At 62.9% G+C, this 15923-nt stretch carries 18 protein-coding genes; 9 read left to right on the top strand and 9 right to left on the bottom strand.

What is annotated here, in order from left to right; genetic code table 11:
- Window positions 1-44: 44 nt before the first annotated feature.
- Window positions 45-482: a MarR family winged helix-turn-helix transcriptional regulator gene (locus tag O7A70_RS13845; protein ID WP_337140885.1), complete on the bottom strand. Its 438-nt coding sequence runs from the start codon at window positions 480-482 to the stop codon at window positions 45-47.
- An 86-nt stretch (window positions 483-568) separates the two neighbouring features.
- Between O7A70_RS13845 and hmgA the strand changes: the two genes are divergently transcribed.
- Genes hmgA through O7A70_RS13825 form a run of 4 tightly spaced genes read left to right on the top strand, consistent with a single transcriptional unit; the run spans window position 569 to window position 4343 of the window.
- Window positions 569-1882 carry a homogentisate 1,2-dioxygenase gene (gene hmgA, locus O7A70_RS13840; RefSeq protein ID WP_337140804.1) on the top strand — a complete coding sequence of 438 codons (1314 nt, stop codon included), beginning with the start codon at window positions 569-571 and terminating at the stop codon, window positions 1880-1882.
- A gap of 11 nt (window positions 1883-1893) precedes the next feature.
- Complete coding sequence (locus O7A70_RS13835) at window positions 1894-2781, top strand: MBL fold metallo-hydrolase (protein WP_337140884.1); 888 nt, start codon at window positions 1894-1896, stop codon at window positions 2779-2781.
- Window positions 2778-3791: a fumarylacetoacetate hydrolase family protein gene (locus tag O7A70_RS13830; RefSeq protein WP_337140803.1), complete on the top strand. Its 1014-nt coding sequence runs from the start codon at window positions 2778-2780 to the stop codon at window positions 3789-3791. The genes O7A70_RS13835 and O7A70_RS13830 overlap by 4 nt, the downstream gene beginning before the upstream one ends.
- A 15-nt stretch (window positions 3792-3806) precedes the next feature.
- Window positions 3807-4343: a DinB family protein gene (locus tag O7A70_RS13825; RefSeq protein WP_337140802.1), complete on the top strand. Its 537-nt coding sequence runs from the start codon at window positions 3807-3809 to the stop codon at window positions 4341-4343.
- A 63-nt stretch (window positions 4344-4406) separates the two neighbouring features.
- Here the strand turns inward: O7A70_RS13825 and O7A70_RS13820 are convergent, their stop codons facing one another.
- Window positions 4407-4574, bottom strand: coding sequence for a type II toxin-antitoxin system Phd/YefM family antitoxin (locus O7A70_RS13820; protein ID WP_337140801.1), 168 nt, complete (start codon window positions 4572-4574; stop codon window positions 4407-4409).
- A gap of 64 nt (window positions 4575-4638) precedes the next feature.
- Window positions 4639-5754, bottom strand: coding sequence for a 4-hydroxyphenylpyruvate dioxygenase (gene hppD / locus O7A70_RS13815; RefSeq protein WP_337140800.1), 1116 nt, complete (start codon window positions 5752-5754; stop codon window positions 4639-4641).
- Window positions 5755-5892: 138 nt separating this feature from the next.
- Between hppD and O7A70_RS13810 the strand changes: the two genes are divergently transcribed.
- On the top strand, window positions 5893-6360 hold the full coding sequence (locus O7A70_RS13810) for an Lrp/AsnC family transcriptional regulator (RefSeq protein WP_337140799.1): 468 nt from the start codon (window positions 5893-5895) through the stop codon (window positions 6358-6360).
- Here the strand turns inward: O7A70_RS13810 and O7A70_RS13805 are convergent.
- The 4 genes from O7A70_RS13805 to aztA form a co-directional block, all read right to left on the bottom strand.
- On the bottom strand, window positions 6357-6695 hold the full coding sequence (locus tag O7A70_RS13805; protein ID WP_337140797.1) for a TIGR01244 family sulfur transferase: 339 nt from the start codon (window positions 6693-6695) through the stop codon (window positions 6357-6359). The two genes, O7A70_RS13810 and O7A70_RS13805, sit on opposite strands and share 4 nt — an antisense overlap.
- A gap of 151 nt (window positions 6696-6846) precedes the next feature.
- Window positions 6847-7788, bottom strand: a complete 942-nt coding sequence (aztC, locus tag O7A70_RS13800) for a zinc ABC transporter substrate-binding protein AztC (RefSeq protein WP_337140795.1) — start codon at window positions 7786-7788, stop codon at window positions 6847-6849.
- A gap of 27 nt (window positions 7789-7815) precedes the next feature.
- A complete protein-coding gene (gene aztB, locus O7A70_RS13795; protein WP_140714263.1) occupies window positions 7816-8691 on the bottom strand; it encodes a zinc ABC transporter permease AztB in 876 nt (291 codons plus the stop codon).
- On the bottom strand, window positions 8691-9497 hold the full coding sequence (gene aztA, locus O7A70_RS13790; RefSeq protein ID WP_337140794.1) for a zinc ABC transporter ATP-binding protein AztA: 807 nt from the start codon (window positions 9495-9497) through the stop codon (window positions 8691-8693). The genes aztB and aztA overlap by 1 nt, the downstream gene beginning before the upstream one ends.
- Window positions 9498-9726: 229 nt before the next feature.
- Here aztA and O7A70_RS13785 point away from each other — a divergent pair, with 229 nt between their 5' ends.
- On the top strand, window positions 9727-10071 hold the full coding sequence (locus O7A70_RS13785) for a RidA family protein (protein WP_027143113.1): 345 nt from the start codon (window positions 9727-9729) through the stop codon (window positions 10069-10071).
- A 50-nt stretch (window positions 10072-10121) separates the two neighbouring features.
- Here the strand turns inward: O7A70_RS13785 and hutC are convergent, their stop codons facing one another.
- Together hutC and O7A70_RS13775 are read right to left on the bottom strand one after the other, a co-directional pair.
- Complete coding sequence (gene hutC / locus O7A70_RS13780) at window positions 10122-10862, bottom strand: histidine utilization repressor (RefSeq protein ID WP_337140793.1); 741 nt, start codon at window positions 10860-10862, stop codon at window positions 10122-10124.
- Between the two features lie 2 nt (window positions 10863-10864).
- Window positions 10865-12229 carry a formimidoylglutamate deiminase gene (locus tag O7A70_RS13775; protein ID WP_337140792.1) on the bottom strand — a complete coding sequence of 455 codons (1365 nt, stop codon included), beginning with the start codon at window positions 12227-12229 and terminating at the stop codon, window positions 10865-10867.
- A 98-nt stretch (window positions 12230-12327) separates the two neighbouring features.
- On the opposite strand from O7A70_RS13775, the gene hutI reads away from it, so the two are divergent.
- The 3 genes from hutI to hutG are packed head-to-tail and all read left to right on the top strand — an operon-like array spanning window position 12328 to window position 15904.
- Window positions 12328-13560, top strand: coding sequence for an imidazolonepropionase (gene hutI, locus O7A70_RS13770; RefSeq protein WP_337140791.1), 1233 nt, complete (start codon window positions 12328-12330; stop codon window positions 13558-13560).
- Window positions 13557-15092 (top strand): histidine ammonia-lyase, encoded by a 1536-nt coding sequence (gene hutH, locus O7A70_RS13765; protein WP_337140790.1) that lies wholly within the window; start codon window positions 13557-13559, stop codon window positions 15090-15092. Before hutI ends, hutH begins: the two co-directional genes overlap by 4 nt.
- A complete protein-coding gene (gene hutG / locus O7A70_RS13760; RefSeq protein WP_337140789.1) occupies window positions 15089-15904 on the top strand; it encodes an N-formylglutamate deformylase in 816 nt (271 codons plus the stop codon). Before hutH ends, hutG begins: the two co-directional genes overlap by 4 nt.
- Window positions 15905-15923: the final 19 nt, after the last annotated feature.

Genomic DNA, 15923 nt, shown 5'->3' with positions numbered 1-15923 from the left:
CAGAGTTCCTTCGCGCCCCCCTCTGTCCTGCCAGCCTATCAACTCTATTTTCCTTCCAACGCCATCTCCAGCGCCGCCACCCCGTTCATAATCGCGGCACGTTCGTCCACGCCAAACTTCGCCAGCAATTCCCTCTCAAACGCCTTCGCCAGCGGCACCATCTCGCGATAGGCCGCAAGCCCGGTCTTGGTCAGGGCCAGGTGCTCGACGCGGCGGTCGTTCTCGTCGGGTGTTCGCACCAGCCAGCGCCGCCGTTCCAACTCGGCCACGGCGCGCGAGACCTTGGTCTTGTGCATGGCCGACTGCTCGCCAAGTTCCGTCGCGGTCATCGTGCCGCGCTGTCCCAAGCCCGATAACGTGCGCCATTCGGGCCGGGTCAGGCCATGGCGGTCCTTATAGACCTTCGAGAATTCGCGGCTGACGGCATCGGCAAGACGGTAGAGCCGGTAGGGCAGGAAGCTTTCGAGTTCGAGAATGTTCATTGTCCTCACCCGGGAAAAACGAAGATTGATAGTTACATTTTCAATGGTTACAAATGCAACCAGTTTGGTCAATCCGGGAGGAAGCGATGGCCTTTTCCTACATGCCGGGCTTCGGCAACGACTTCGAGACCGAGACACTGCCTGGCTCGCTGCCGCAGGGGCGCAACTCGCCGCAGCGGCCGGCCTACGGCCTTTATGCCGAACAGCTTTCCGGTTCGCCCTTCACCGCGCCGCGCGGCACCAATGAGCGCTCCTGGCTCTATCGCATCCGGCCGAGCGTCAAGCATACCGGCCGCTTCAAGGCCGCCAGCTACCCCCTGTGGAAGACCGCCCCCAATGTCGGCGATCATGAACTGGCGCTTGGCCAGTACCGCTGGAATCCGGTGCCGATGCCGAACGAACCGACCGATTTCATCCAGGGCATGCGCACCATTACCACGGCCGGTGACGTGCTCGGGCAGACCGGCATGGCAGCCCATGTCTATGTTGCCAACACATCGATGGTCGACGACCATTTGTTCAATGCCGATGGCGAGTTGCTGGTGGTGCCGCAGGTGGGCGGCTTGCGCTTCGTCACCGAGATGGGGGTCATCGAGCTTCGGCCCGGCGAGATCTGCGTGTTGCCACGCGGCCTCGTCTTCAAGGTCGAATTGGTTGACGCCGAAGTGCGCGGCTATGTCTGCGAGAACTACGGCGCCAAGCTGACGCTGCCCGATCGAGGACCGATCGGCGCCAATTGCCTGGCCAATCCGCGCGACTTCAAGACGCCTTGCGCCTGGTTCGAGGAGAAGGAGACGCCGTGCCGGCTGATCGTGAAATGGTGCGGCAATTTTCACGTCACCGAGATCGGCCATTCGCCGCTCGACGTGGTGGCGTGGCACGGCAACTACGCCCCCTACAAATATGATCTGGCGACCTTTTCGCCGGTCGGCGCGCTGCTGTTCGACCATCCCGACCCGTCGATCTTCACCGTGCTCACCGCGCCGAGCGGCGAGGAAGGCACGGCCAATATCGATTTCGTCATCTTCCCGCCGCGCTGGCTGGTGGCCGAGGATACGTTTCGGCCGCCCTGGTATCACCGCAACATCATGAGCGAGTTCATGGGGCTGATCCACGGCCAGTACGATGCCAAGGAGGAGGGCTTCGTTCCCGGCGGCATCAGCCTGCACAATCTGATGCTGGCCCATGGCCCGGATGCGCCTGGCTTCGAAAAAGCCTCGCGCGCCGACCTGAAACCGGTCAAGCTCGACAACACCATGGCTTTCATGTTCGAGACCCGCTTTCCGCAGATGCTCACCCGCTACGGCGCCGAACTCGAAACCCGGCAGGACAATTACATCGATTGCTGGGCCGACCTGAAGAAACGCTTCAACGGCACGCCCGAGGGCGACTGGTCTTGAGCGGCAAGCCAATACCGGATCGGCTGGTGCTGCTGGGCTCGAAAGGCGGTCCTGCGCTGCGGCCGGGCGGACCGTGGCCGAGTTCGTCGCTGCTCGAGATCGGTGGGCGATCAATCGTCGTCGATTGCGGGCTTGGCGTCACGCGCGGGCTGGTCGATGCCGGTGTCAGCCTGAAGGCGCTCGACCTGATCTTCATCACACACCTGCATTCCGACCATCTGCTGGAACTGGGTCCGCTGATCCACACCGCCTGGACGGCTGGCCTGGCGACGCCGGTCACCGTGTTCGGCCCGCCTGGGGTCGGCCACTACTGGCGGCGCTTTTGTCAGTCAATGGAATTCGATATCGAGATCCGCATCGTCGATGAAGGCCGGCCCGACATTCGCGAGTTGGTTTCTGTAGACGAATTCGGCGAGGGCCCTGTGGTCGAGCAACGCGGCCTGAAGGTGACGGCGCTGCGCGTCGACCACCCACCAGTGACCGACTGCTTTGCCCTGCGCTTCGAGCATGGCGCAAAAAGCGTGGTGTTCTCGGCCGATACAGCCTTCTTCCCGCCGCTCGCCGATTTCGCCGAAGGTGCCGATATCCTGGTCCATGAAGCCATGCTGGAAGAAGGCATCGAACGGCTGGTCGCCAGAACCGGCAATGGCGCGCGGCTCAGGGAACATCTGCTCGCCAGCCACACCTTTGCCGAGGAGGCCGGTCGTATCGCCGGCGATGCCGGCGTAAAGCGGCTGGTGCTCAATCACCTCATTCCAGCCGACGATGCCGAAATCGGCGAGGCGGATTGGATCGACGCCGTCAGGAAAACATGGGCCGGCGACTTGACGATTGCCCGTGACGGCCTTGTTGTGGAGCTAAGCAGCGAGAAAGCTGCACAAGGAGAGGGAACCGCATGAAGCTTGCCACGCTGAAGGATGGAACGCGCGACGGGAAACTCGTCGTGGTTTCGCGCGACCTGACGCAATACACCGACGCCTCGTTCCTGGCGCGCACGCTGCAGGCGGCACTCGACGACTGGCGCAGGATCTCGCCGCATCTCGCGACAATCGCGGAATCGCTGGAGAACAATGCGATGCCGGCAGCTCGCTTCCACGAACACGATGCGCATTCGCCACTGCCGCGCGCCTATCAATGGGCCGACGGCTCCGCCTATGTGAACCATGTCGAACTGGTGCGGAAAGCGCGTGGCGTCGAAATGCCGGCGAGCTTCTGGACCGACCCGCTGATCTACCAGGGCGGCTCGGACTCCTTCGTTGCGCCACGTGATCCGATCCGCATGGCCGATGAGGCCTTCGGCATCGACATGGAGGCCGAAATTGCCGTCATCGTCGATGACGTGCCGATGGGCGCCAGCCTCGATCAGGCACGCGCCGCGATCCGGCTGGTCATGCTGGTCAACGATGTCACGCTACGCGCGCTGACCGGGTCGGAACTCGCCAAGGGGTTCGGCTTCTTCCAATCGAAACCGTCCTCCGCCTTCTCTCCGGTCGCGGTGACGCCGGATGAGCTGGGCGACGCCTGGGATGGTGGCAAGGTCAGCCTGCCGCTGCTCGCCGACATCAACGGCAAGCCGTTCGGCCGCGCCAATGCCGGTATCGACATGACCTTCGATTTCCCGGCCCTGATCGCTCACGCCGCCCGCACAAGGCCACTGGTATCAGGCACCATCATTGGTTCGGGTACGGTATCCAACAAACTCGACGGCGGCCCGGGCAAGCCAGTCTCGGCGGGCGGCGCCGGCTATTCCTGCATCGCCGAACTGCGCATGATCGAGACCATTGAAGGGGGTGAGCCGAAGACACCGTTCCTGCGCTTCGGCGACACGGTGCGCATCGAGATGAAGTCGAAGACCGGAGCCTCGATTTTCGGCGCCATCGAGCAGACGGTGGAGAAATACGAGCGGTGAGCGCAAGGAGGAAGAATGACCCTGCTCGAGCATCTTCGCCGCATGGCGCGCAACAATTTGTGGTCGAACGACCGGCTCTATCGCGCCGTGCTTGCGCTGAAGCCCGGCGAGTTCGAAACCGAACGCACCAGCTTTTTTCCGTCGATCAAGGCAACGCTCAACCATGTCCTCGCGGTCGATCAGCTCTATCTCGATTTTCTCGAAGAAGGCGGCGTCGGTGCCGCTGCCTACGATGACTTCGTTCCTTTCGATGCTGCGCCGGAGCTTTGCGTGGCGCAGCTGGCGGCCGACCGGCGGCTGATCGCCTTCTGCGATGGCCTGTCGGAGGCCGATCTCGATCGCCGCGTCATCACCGACCGGCGCGAGGACGGCATGATCCCAGAAAAGATCGGCGATATCCTGGCGCACGTTTTTCTGCACGACATCCACCATCGCGGCCAGGTCCACGCCATGCTGTCGGGTAGCTCGGTCGCGCCGCCGCAGTTGGACGAGTTCCTGCTCGATTATGATATGAAGCTGAGGGAGAAAGAGGTCGAGCGGCTGGGGCTCTAGCCGTCATCTCGAATACTCGGCCCATTCAGGGCCAAGGGCGTCAAAATCATCGGCGATACGAATCTAGCCCTTCAAGGCGCCGATGCGTGGCAAAAGGTCTTCCTTCACCGGCGGCGGCAAGAGACGCGCCACGGCCTTCCCGCCCCGCGTGAGCACGATCTCCTCGCCAGCTTTCGCGCGTCTCACTAGTTCCGACAGTTTGGCTCTGGCTGCAGCTATGGAGACGTTCACAGATCGACCTCTTATGGCCGGAACTTAGGTCAACGCTGATCGAACCGCAAACGAGCTTTCACTTTTACGCCGCCTTGCCCTCAACCTTGATGACGCCGCGCTTGATCTGGTCCTGCTCGATCGATTCGAACAGCGCGCGGAAATTGCCTTCGCCAAAGCCTTCATCGCCCTTGCGCTGGATGAACTCGAAGAAGATCGGCCCGATCACGGTCTTCGAGAAGATTTGCAGAAGGATCTTGGTCGTGCCGCCATCGACCACGCCTTCGCCGTCGATCAGGATGCCGTGCTTCTTCATCCGCTCGATCGGCTCGTCATGGCCGTTCACGCGGTCGTACGACATCTCGTAATAAGTTTCGGGTGGGCCGGGCATGAATTTCAGCCCGTTCTCGGCGAGCTTGTCGGTGGCGGCGTAGATGTCGTCCGTGCCAACAGCGACGTGCTGGATGCCTTCGCCATTGTACTTCTTCAGGTATTCGGCGATCTGGCTGGTCTCGTCCTTGGACTCATTCAATGGAATGCGGATCTTGCCGCAGGGCGAGGTGATGGCGCGGCTGACCAGGCCGGTAATCCTGCCGTCGATGTCGAAGAAATGGATCTGCTTGAAACCGAACAGATTGCGATAAAAGTCCCACCATTTGTCCATCTGGCCGCGATAGACATTGTGGGTCAGGTGGTCGAGGTAATAGAAGCCGACGCCCTGCGGTCGCGGGTCGCGTTCGCCCAGCCATTCGAACTCGGCCTCATAGGCCGAGCCCTTCTTGCCATAGGCCTCGATGAAATAGAGCAGCGAACCGCCAATGCCTGATATGGCCGGCACGTCGAGTGCCTTGTCGTCGCCGTCATAAGGCGTGGCGCCCTTCGACACCGCATGCTCGAAGGCATGTTTGGCATCAACCACCCGCCAGGCCATCGAGGCCGCGCAAGGGCCGTGCTTGTCGGCGAACTTCATCGCGTGCGAGCCGGGCTCGGCATTGACGACATAGTTGATGTCGCCCTGGCGCCAGACGGTGATGTCCTTCGTGCGATGCCTGGCTACCGCCATATAACCCATGCGGGTGAACAGTTCGGCTAGCTTCTTGGGCTCCGGATGCGCGAATTCGACGAACTCGAAACCATCGGTGCCGGCAGGGTTGTCCTTGCTGATCGTGGCGGGCGGGGCGTCGTGTGGGAAGGGACCCATGATAATTCCTCCGGAAGCTGCTTGGCCTAAAAAGGCCATCCAACGTCATCATAGCGCGGAGCCTGTGCATGGTGCTTGCATTCAAACGCTTGAAATGGTGATGTTATGCGTGAAACATGCATGATATGGGAGAAAACCATGGACAATGCGCGCATTGATCAGTTTGACCGCAAGATAATGGCGCTCTTGCAGGGCGACGCGCGGCTCACCAACAACGACCTTTCCGAAAGGGTGAACCTGTCGGCATCGCAATGCTCGCGCCGCCGGCAGCGGCTGGAGGAGGATGGCTATATCAAGGGCTATCGCGCCGTGCTCGACCGCGACAGGCTCGGCTTCTCGCTGGTCAATGTCATTTCAGTGACGCTGGCCACCCACAACCGCGACAATGCGCGGCGCTTCGGCGAATTGGTGGCGCGCCTGCCGGAAGTGCAGGAGGCGCACGCGCTGACCGGCGAGATGGATTACATCCTGAAGGTGGTGACGCCCGATCTCAAATCATTGTCCGAATTCGTCAACGGCGTGCTCCTGCCGCACGAATCGGTACAGCATGTGAAGACGGCGATCGTGCTGGAGACGCTGAAGGAAACCGGGGCGCTGCCGATCTAACCCTTCGACTGTTGTATCGCCAGGAACAGATTGGTGCAGCGCGCGCCAGAGCGGCAATAAGCAAACACCGGGCCCTCCAGTTCGTCGAGCGCCTCTGCCTGGTCCTCGACATTTTCGGCGGTCATCTGGCCGCTGATCACCGGGATGTAGCGGAAGGCGAGGCCAGCGGCTTCGACCGTTGCCTTGAGCGTGTCCGCCGAAGGTTGGCCGGGCTGCTCATCGTCCGGCCGGTTGCAGATCACGCTCTTGAAGCCGGCTTCCTTGATGGTGGCGACATCTTCGGGCTGGATCTGACCCGAGACCGAATAGTCCTCGCTGATCTGGCGATATTCCATGGCTCATATCCTCGCAATCTGGTTTGGCGGCAGTCTTGCCATTGCCCGGTGGGCACGGCAATCCGCATCGACGGAATTCTCTGCCAAATAGACACGGCACGCCAGAAAATCCAACCAGGCCGATACGACCCGGTTTGGGTGCGGATCAAATTCAGCTGCCCAGAATGGCACCTTTGATCTGACGGATGTTGTTGTGCATCATGTCGATATAGGTCGAGCCTGGGCCGTCGGGCTGCGACAGCGCGTCCGAGTAGAGCGTGCCGCCGACCTTGATACCGGTCTCGCTGGCGATCTGCTCGATCAGGCGCGGGTTGGTGATGTTCTCGACGAAGATGGCCGCGGCCTTGTCCTGCTTCACCTGCTCTACCAGCTTGGCGACATCGGCGGCCGACGGTTCGGAATCGGTCGAAATGCCTTGCGGAGCGAGGAAGGTCAGGCCGTATTCGTGTTCGAAATAGCCGAAGGCGTCATGCGAGGTGATGACGACGCGCTTTGCCTCGGGGATCGACTGGATCGCCGCCTTCACTTCGCCTTCCAGCGCATCGAGCTTCCTGGTGTAGGCGGCGGCATTGGTCTGGTAGCTGACACAGCCGTCGCTGTCGGCCGCGCAGAAGGCCTCGGCGATGTTCTTCACATAAATCTTGGCATTGGCGATCGACTGGAAGGCGTGCGGATCGGCGACGGTCTTGCCGCCGCCGGTACCGGCACCCTCGGCCGCATCGGCGTCGGCGAATTCAGGTTTGAAGTCGATCGGCGTCACCCCCTTGGTCAAGGTGACAATGGAGGCCTTGGTGGCGCTGGCATCGACCAGGCGCTGCAGGAAACCTTCGAAGTGCAGGCCGTTGACCAGCACGATATCGGCCTTGGCCATGGCCACCGCGTCGGCAGGGCTCGGCTCGTAGACATGGGCGTCGCCGTCTGGACCGACGATCGTGGTGATCGCGATGCGGTCGCCGCCGACATTCTTGGCGAAATCCGCAATGACTGTGAAGCTGGCGACCACTTTCAGCGGCGCGGCGAAAGCCGATGACGCGCTAAAGGCGGCAAATGTTATAACGCTCATCGTCAGGGCGGCACGGATCGATTTGAGCATAAGCGGGTCTCCTTTTAGGGCGGGGGATCAGGCCGTTCTGTGACGGTGATGGATGATGCGGGCGCGCAGGATGCCGCGCGTGCCAAACAGGATCGAGGCGAAATAGACGACGCCGGCCGACAGGATGATGGCAGGGCCGGATGGCAGTGACGCATGATAGGACAGGAGCAGTCCGGCGATGCAGGAGGCAAAGCCGATCAGTACGGCCAGCACGCACATCGGTTCGACGCGCGTCGTCCAGAAGCGCGCGGCTGCCGCCGGCAGCATCATCAGTCCGACGGAAAGCAAGGTTCCGAGCGCCTGGAAGCCGCCGACCAGATTGAGCACGACGAGGCCGAGGAAGATGAAATGCACCGGGCTGCCCATGCGGCTGACCGAACGCAGGAACAGCGGGTCGAGGCATTCGGCCACCAGCGCCCGCCAGAAGATGGCAAGGCTGACCAGCGTCACCGCGACGATGCCGCCAATCAGCGTCAAAGCCTCGTTGTTGAGCGCCAGCACCGTGCCGAACAGCACATGCATGAGGTCGACGCTGGAACCGCGGATCGACACCATCAGCACGCCGATGGCGAGCGAAATCAGGTAGAAGGCCGCCATCGAGGCGTCCTCGCGCTGGATGGTGAAGCGCGACACGGCACCGGCGCCGAGCGCCACGATGATGCCGGCGATCAGGCCGCCAATGGTCATCGGCAGGATTTCCAGCCCGTAGAACAGGAAACCCGCGGCCGCACCCGGCAGGATGGCATGCGCCATCGCGTCGCCCGACAGGCTCATGCGCCGCAGCATCAGGAAGACGCCGATCGGGCAGGCGCCGAGCGACAGCATCAGCGAGCCGAACAGCGCCCGCTGCATGAAGCCGAAATCGGCGAAAGGGGCGATGAAAAGGCTGTAGAGCGCATCCATCAGGCAGCCCTCGGTCCGGCGCCGTGGTGATGATCGTGGTCGTGGCCATGATGGTCATGGTCATGAGCGTGCTCGTCAGGCTCGCACCAGGGCGCGTTCTCTTCCCAGGCTTCGTGGAAGCGGCGCGCACGCAGCAGGTTCTCCGGTTTCAGCGTCTCCCGGGTCTCGCCCCAGGCAACCGGCTGACGGGCAAGCAGCAGTGTTTCGGGAAAATTCTGGCGCACCAGATCGAGATCATGGACCACGACCATGATGGTGCGCTCTTCGCCGTGCCAACGCTTGATCAAGGCAATGAGATCACCGACGGTCTTGGCGTCGACGGCGTTGAACGGTTCGTCGAGCAGGATCAGGTCGGCATCCTGCAACAGCACGCGGGCAAACAGCGTGCGCTGCAACTGGCCGCCCGACAGCGTGTCGATCGGCCGCTTCTCGAAGCCGCCGAGGCCGACGGCCATCAAAGCCTGGCTGACGGCCTCACGATCTTCCCCGGTATAGCGGCCAAGCATGCCGCGCTTCGGCCACAGGCCGAGCGAGACCAGATCGACAACGCGGGCGGGAAAGGAGCGATCGAGTTCCGATTGCTGCGGCAGGTAGGCCGCCCGCACGCCCGGCGCGCGAATGACCTCGCCTGCCATCGGCTTCAGCACCCCGACAATACCCTTCATCAGCGTCGACTTGCCAGAGCCGTTGGCCCCAACCACGGCCGTCAGCGAGCCCTTGCGGATCGCGCCATCGAGGTGATGGATCGCGGGATGGCTGTTGTAGCCCAACGTCAGGTCACGGAATGTCAGGCAGGTCTGGGTCATATCGTTCCGTGGGAAACCAAATCCGGCTAAGGTGCGGCCGTTTGGATATGTGATGTTATTACATTAGTCAACAAGCCAATCCGGCGGAATTGCGTCGCGGTGGTCAACTCGCCGTGTAGGCGCCTGGCCCTGGATGGAGCAATTGGCTCAAGCGGTTTCGGTTCAGCCGGCCTTGCCCGAAGCGGGCGGCGACTCTAAAGAGGCGCGATCACAACGGAAGGAACTCGCAATGAGCATTCGTCGCATCGATGTTGGCCCGCGCATGAGCCAGATCGTCATCCACGGCAACACCGTCTACCTGGCCGGCCAGGTCGGCGAACCCGGCGGCAACGTCGCCGCGCAGACCCGCGATATTCTGGCGACCATCGACGAATTGCTGGCCAAGGCCGGTACCGACAAGACCAAGATCGTCCAGGCGATCATCTGGCTGGCCGACATGGGCACCTTCGCCGAGATGAATACCGAATGGGACAAGTGGGTGCCGCAGGGTCACACGCCCGCCCGCGCCACCGGCGAAGCAAAGCTCGCCGGCCCGGAATATCTGGTCGAGATTATTATCACCGCGGCGCTGTAAAGGCGCGACGTCAGAACTGCCGATCTCCCCCACGACGAGGGGGAGATCGCTCACCCCTGCGACGGCGTGAACCTTGCCACCAGCGTATGGCTTTCCGCCGGATAGATGAAGCGCACGTGGGTGACCGGGTGCTCGGCACTCCAGGTGCGGCGTTCGACCACCAGGCAAGGTGCCCCGGGATCGATGTCGAGCGCATCGGCGATGGCGTCGTCAGCGCTCATGGCGCGTATCCGATGCTCGGCCTCGCTCCACGGCACGCGGTCGATCAGCCAAGGCCCGGCGGCGATTTCCAGAAACTCTTCGTCCCCGGCTTCCGAAACCGCCGCAAGATTGATCAGACGTTGCTCGAGCGCGAATGGCCGCTCGCCGGCAAAATGAAGACCTTCGAGCCATAGCACTGGACCTGCGGCGGACAGTTCGAGCAACGTCCTGTCCTCCCCATTGCTGCGCCGTTTCAGGCGTTCCAGCCGCTCGTAGCGATAGGGCAGGCCGAGCGCCTCGACTTCGATCCTGATGTCGTGAAGTTCCAGCACGGCTGCCTGCGATTGCGGCTGGCGGACAAAACTGCCCGACCGGCGACGGCGTTCGATCAAACCTGCCTTGGCCAACTGCGACAGAGCCTTGTTCACCGTCATGCGTGAGCATTTGTATTCGGCGGTCAGCTCATGTTCGAACGGGATACGGTGGCCGGGCACCCAGGTGCCGGACAGGATTTTTTCCCGGATATCGGAAAGGATACGCTGATGCAGCGAGACGGTCTCGCTGTCGTCTATCTCCGTCGGTTCAGCCATGCTCATCTGGTTGAACCCTCGGAAAGCGCTGTCATCACGCCGCGAAACCGCTCAGCGATGGCCTCGCGCTTGGCATGTCTGCCATCACTGACCTGTTTCTTGCCATGCACCCAGACACAATCGACCTTGCTGCCATTGGCGAAAATCCAGGCGTCGAGGATCGCATCGCCGGTCTTGCCGGCCAGCGAGGGGTTGCCGGCGTCGAGCGAGACGAGATCGGCGGATGCACCAGGCGCGATTTGCGATGCACCGGCGCCAAGCGCGACGCTGCCGCCGTCAAGCGCTGCGTCGTACAGCGCGCGGCCGGTCGAGCCGCCAGCCACGGCCAGCACATTGCGGGCGCGGTGCGCGAGGCGCTGCGAATATTCGAGCTGGCGCAATTCGTCGGGCAGGCCGATCAGCACGTTGGAATCGGAGCCGACACCGAAGCGGCCGCCATGCTCCCTGAACAAAGGCGCGGCAAAGGTGCCGTCGCCGAGATTGGCCTCCGTGATCGGGCAAAGGCCGGCAATGGCGCCGCTCCTGGCCATGCGGATGGTTTCAGCATCGGTCATATGGGTGGCGTGGATCAGGCACCAGCGCTGATCGACAGCGGCAGCCCCAAGCAGAAATTCGACCGGACGCGCGCCGGACCAGGCAAGGCAGTCTTCGACTTCTTTCACCTGCTCGGCGACATGGATGTGGATCGGCCCGTTTGGCGCCATGGCCGCAACCGCCGTGAGTTGCTCAGGCGTCGCGGCCCGCAGACTGTGCGGGGCAACGCCGACAATCGCTTGATTCAAAGAGCGAACAGATTCCCGGCTTTTCTCAACAAGCCGGGCGAACCGATTCACATCGTTGATGAATCGGCGCTGGCTTTCGTTTGGCGCGCAACCACCGAAGGAGGAATGTGCGTAAAACACCGGCAGCAGCGTCAGGCCGATCCCCGTTTCGCCGGCCGCGGCAGCGATGCGCTCGGCCATCTCGGCTGGGTTGGCATAGGGTTGTCCATCGCGGTCATGGTGCAGATAATGAAATTCGCCGACGCGCGAAAAACCGGCCTCCAGCATTTCGACGTAGAGCTGCGCCGCCACCGCCTCGACCTGGTCGGGAGTCATCGACAGCGCGAAGCGGTACATCACCTCGCGCCAGCTCCAGAAACTGTCGGCGGAGGGCCCGCGCAACTCGGCAAGCCCGGCCATGCCGCGCTGGAAGGCGTGGCTGTGCAGATTGGCCATGCCTGGCAGGAGAATGGCATGGCGTTCGTCACCAGGCGACGCGGTGCTCCCAGGCTCTACGGCCGCAATGCGCCCATTGGCGAAAGTGATCCGCACATTGTCGTGCCAGCCGTTGGGAAGAACCGCCTGTTCCGCAAAGATATCGGTCACTTTTCTCTCCGCTTCCCGGTCTCGTGTGCGATGATGACACTTGCAGTGCGTTTCGATATGTATATACATAATCGCCACCGATTGAAACGGAAAAGATGATGGCCGTAGAGAGCAAAAACTCGGCAGGGGGGCTTCGCCTGTGGCGCAATGCCCGTCTGGCGACCATGGCTGAAAATTCTGCCGGACTGGGTATCGTCGAGCAAGGCGCGCTCGCCGCGCGCGACGGCCGCATTGTCTATGCGGGTTCGCAATCCGAGATGCCGTCGGCGTTTGCCGAGGGCGAGATCATCGATTGCGAGGGCCGCTGGATCACGCCCGGCCTGATCGACTGCCACACCCATCTTATTCATGCCGGGAACCGCGCCAACGAGTTCGAGATGCGGCTGGCCGGAGCCACGTATGAAGAGGTCGCCAGGGCCGGCGGTGGCATCGTTTCCTCGGTCAAATCCTTGCGTGCCGCCAGCGAGGACGACCTGGTTGCCCAGACGCTGCCGCGCCTCGATGCGCTGATGGCCGAAGGCGTCACCACCGTTGAAATAAAGTCGGGCTATGGTCTCGATCTTGAAAACGAGAAGAAATCGCTGCGCGGCGCGCGGCAACTGGGCAATGAACGCCCGGTGACGGTTCGCACCACATGTCTCGCAGCCCACGCGCTGCCACCCGAAGCCAAGGGCGACAAGGACGCTTTCATCGATCTCGTCGCCAAAACGATCCTTCCCGGCGTCGTCGAGGAAGGCTTGGCCGACGCCGTCGACGGGTTCTGTGAAGGCATCGCCTTTTCGCCCGAGCAGATGTCTCGCGTGTTCGACAAGGCCAGGGCGCTCGGCTTGCCCGTAAAACTCCACGCCGACCAGCTGTCCAACCTGCATGGCGCTGAACTCGCCGCCCATTATGGCGCATTGTCGGCCGATCATCTCGAATACACGGACGAGGCTGGCGCCATGGCGATGGCCAAGGCGGGAACAGTGGCGACGATCCTGCCCGGCGCCTATTATTTCATCCGCGAGACCAAGAAGCCGCCGATCGGCCTGTTCCGCCAGCATGGCGTCAGATTGGCTGTGGCCACCGACAACAATCCCGGCACCTCGCCGCTGACCTCGCTGCTTCTGACCATGAACATGGCGGCGACCCTGTTCGGCATGACGGTCGACGAATGTCTTGCCGGCGTCACCCGCGAAGCCGCGCGTGCGCTGGGGCTGTTCGACGAGACCGGCACGCTGGAACTGGGCAAATCCGCCGACCTGGCGATCTGGGACATCGAGCGTCCCGCCGAACTCGTTTACCGCATGGGCTTCAACCCGCTGCATGCCCGCATCTGGAGAGGACAATGACAGAACTGACGCTGAAGCCCGGCGATGCGACGCTGGCCGACTGGCGCGCCATCTACCGTGGCGCCGTGCCGAAACTGGACGGTGCCTGCCGCCCAAAAATCAAGGCAAGCGCCGAAGCTGTCGCGCGCATCGTCGCCAAGGGTGAGCCGGTCTATGGGATCAATACCGGTTTCGGCAAGCTGGCCAGCGTGCGCATTCCCGCCGAGGATCTCGAGACCCTGCAGCGCAACATCGTGCTTTCGCATGCCGCGGGCGTCGGCGAGCCGATGCCTGTTGCCGTTGCCCGGCTGATGATGGCGCTGAAACTTGCGAGCCTGGCGCAGGGTGCCTCCGGTGTGCGCCCGCAAACCATCGAGTTGCTCGAAGCGATGCTGGCCAATGACGTCATCCCGGTGGTGCCGGCGCAAGGCTCGGTCGGCGCCTCCGGCGACCTTGCGCCACTATCGCACATGACGGCGGTGATGATCGGCGTCGGCGAATGCTTTACTCCGCATGGCCGCTTCCCGGCGAAGGTCGCGTTCGTCTCGCACGGGCTGGAGCCCGTGACATTGGGCGCCAAAGAAGGCCTGGCGATGCTCAACGGCACGCAGTTTTCGACGGCCTATGCGCTGGCCGCCCTGTTCGAGGCCGAAGTGCTCTACCAGTCGGCGCTTGTCGCCGGAGCGCTCTCGACCGACGCGGCGAAAGGTTCCGACGCGCCCTTCGATCCGCGCATCCATATGTTGAGAAAGCATCGCGGCCAGATCGAGACCGCGGATGCGCTGCGCAATCTGATGGCCGGCAGCGCCATCCGCGAGTCGCACCGGCTCGGCGACGAGCGGGTGCAGGATCCCTATTGCCTGCGTTGCCAGCCGCAAGTGATGGGCGCCGCGCTCGATGTCCTGCGCAAGGCCGCCGATACGCTCGAAACCGAGGCCAATGGCGTTACCGACAATCCGCTAATCTTCGCCGAGGACGACACGGCGCTCTCCGGCGGCAATTTCCACGCCGAGCCGGTCGCCTTCGCCGCCGACATGATCGCGCTTGCCGTCTGCGAGATCGGCTCGCTGTCGGAACGCCGCATCGCCATGCTGGTCGATCCCGCGCTGTCAGGCATGCCCGCCTTCCTGACGCCCAAGCCCGGCCTGAACTCCGGCTTCATGATCCCGCAGGTGACAGCGGCCGCACTTGTCTCGGAAAACAAGCAGAAAGCCTATCCGGCCAGCGTCGATTCCATCCCGACCTCGGCCAACCAGGAAGACCATGTCTCGATGGCTGCGCATGGCGCGCGCCGGCTGATCGGCATGACCGAGAATGCGACGGCTGTTATCGGCATTGAATTGCTGGCCGCCGCGCAAGGGTGCGATTTCCATGCGCCGCTGGCCTCGAGTGCGGCGCTTGAAGCCGTGCGCAAGCTGGTTCGCGCCGAGGTGCCGCATCTCGACAATGACCGGCACTTCCACCCCGACATGGAAAAGGCGATCGCCATGGTACGTAGCGGTGCAGTCGCGAAGGCCGCGAGCGCCGTGGCGCTGCCGGGGATTGCGCGATGACACCTTCTTGGCTGACGATAAAACAAGGCACGGCACCGCTTTTGGTGTCGATCCCGCATACCGGCATCGACCTCGCTGGGCTTGAGCCTCGGCTCGTGTCGCCATGGCTTGGTCGCCGCGATTGCGACTGGTGGATCGACAATCTCTATGATTTCGCCGGCGGTCTCGGCGCTACCGTCGTGCACACCGCGATCTCGCGCACCGTCATCGACGTCAACCGCGATCCATCCGGCGCCTCGCTCTATCCCGGTCAGGCAACCACCGGTCTATGTCCGACCGAAACCTTCGACGGCGATCCGCTCTATCGCGAGGGCGAAGAGCCGGGACCGTCGGAGATCGACGAGCGCGGCGAGAAGTTCTTTGCGCCCTACCACGCCGCCTTGCAGGCCGAGATCGACAGGTTGCGCACCTTGCATGGCAAGATTGTCCTCTACGACTGCCATTCGATCCGCTCGGTGCTGCCACGATTGTTCGAGGGCACGCTGCCGGTGTTCAACCTCGGCACGAACGACGGCAGGAGCGCTGATCCGGCGTTGCAGGCGATGGTCAATCAGATCATGGCAGAAACCGGTGAGACCTTTGTCGTCAACGGACGCTTCAAGGGCGGCTGGATCACGCGCCATTTCGGCCAGCCGCATCAGGGCGTGCATGCGCTGCAGATGGAGCTCTCCAACCGCGGCTACATGCGCGAGCCGGACGGGAAGGGCACACCGGACAATTGGCCCGCGCCCTACGATGCCGCGTTCGCCGCGCCGATCCGCGCCACGCTGACGCAGATTCTCCAAACCGCCATTGACTGGGCCGGGCGCTGACGCGCCGCCTCATCCGAAC

It is taken from the genome of Mesorhizobium sp. Cs1299R1N1 (assembly GCF_037179655.1).
In the GTDB taxonomy this organism is placed as follows: Bacteria; Pseudomonadota; Alphaproteobacteria; order Rhizobiales; family Rhizobiaceae; genus Mesorhizobium; species Mesorhizobium salmacidum.
Note: the sequence above shows the minus strand (reverse complement) of the source record. Positions and strands in the feature narration are given on the sequence as shown.